Raw genomic sequence first — 1236 nt, 5'->3', positions numbered from 1 at the left:
GCCTTAAGTTACCCCGTTCCGTCCTCCGGTGGAGGGCTGAGGGACGGAGAGGATTTCAGCGGCCACCAAAGGCAAATCCCCCTCAATCCCCCTTTGGCAAAGGGGGACATTCTAAATACTGGAGCACACCATGTCTTATGAATTCATTACCCTGAAAAAGGACGACCGCGTCCTGACCATCAGCCTCAACCGCCCCCCCACCAATCCTTTGAATGGCCGGTTCGGTCAGGAGCTCTTCAAGGCCTTTAGCGAAGCGGAGCAGCTGGACGAGGTAACGGTGGTTGTTATAACCAGCGCCCTGGAAAAGGCCTTTATCGCCGGGGCCGACATCAAGGAGATGGCGGCCCAGGATGCCGCCGAGGCGGAGCAGTTCTCCAAGCTCCTCCAGGGTGCCAATAATATCCTCAACCGCATGAAGAAGATCGTCATCGCCGCCATCAACGGCCATGCCCTGGGTGGCGGCTGCGAGCTGGCCCTGGCCTGCGACTACCGCCTGATGACCTCGGGCAAAGTTGATCGGTCTCCCCGAAGCTGGCCTCGGCATCATTCCCGGAGCGGGTGGCACACAACGGCTGCCACGGCTGGTGGGGCTATCCAAGGCTCTGGATATTCTTTTCCGCGGCAGGACCATGAGCCCCCAGGAGGCCCTGGAGATCGGCCTGGTGGACAAGCTCATCGAGCCGGAGAATTTCCAGGCAGAGGTGATGCAGTTTGCCCAGGAATTGGCTGCCGGGGCGGGCAAGGCCTTGGGTTACATCAAGCTGCGGTCTACGAGGGGATCGACCTTCCCCTGGAGCAAGCCCTGGCCGTGGAGCGCAAATATTCGGCGGAAAACAGCAAGACCCATGACGCCAAGGAAGGGCTGACCGCTTTTGTGGAGAAGAGAAAACCGGATTTTTTGAATAAATAAAGAACCTGAAGGGCTTTAACCACGAATTACACGAATGGGCACGAATGAAAATCAAATGAAAAAATCCTTATCGGGGTTTGTCTCCACCCCCTTTGAAAAAGGGGGGTCGGGGGGATTCCAGCAGTGACCAAGGCAAATCCCCCTCAATCCCCCTTTGCCAAAGGGGGACGTGACAGTCGCTTCGCTTCATTATTCGTGAAAATTCGTGTCATTCGTGGTGAGAAGGTTTTTGTTTTTAACCAACTATACAAGGAGAACAGACAATGAAACTCGAAGATATCAAAACAGTAGGTATGGCAGGAGCCGGCAGCATGGGGGCGGGCATC

2 protein-coding genes are annotated in these 1236 nt (G+C 56.0%); one reads left to right on the top strand and one right to left on the bottom strand.

The features are described from left to right. The first annotated feature begins 130 nt into the window (after nt 1–130). Nucleotides 131–910, top strand: a complete 780-nt coding sequence (locus tag JCM15764_RS30560; protein WP_439645367.1) for an enoyl-CoA hydratase/isomerase family protein — start codon at nt 131–133, stop codon at nt 908–910. A gap of 143 nt (nt 911–1053) precedes the next feature. Here JCM15764_RS30560 and JCM15764_RS25650 read toward each other — a convergent pair. After that, a partial coding sequence (locus tag JCM15764_RS25650; protein ID WP_243689561.1) for a hypothetical protein occupies nt 1054–1236 on the bottom strand: 183 nt, incomplete at its 5' end.

This window comes from Geotalea toluenoxydans JCM 15764 (assembly GCF_001311985.1).
GTDB lineage: Bacteria > Desulfobacterota > Desulfuromonadia > Geobacterales > Geobacteraceae > Geotalea > Geotalea toluenoxydans.
The sequence above is the reverse complement of the archived record's forward strand: the minus strand, read 5'-3'. Positions and strand labels throughout refer to the sequence as shown.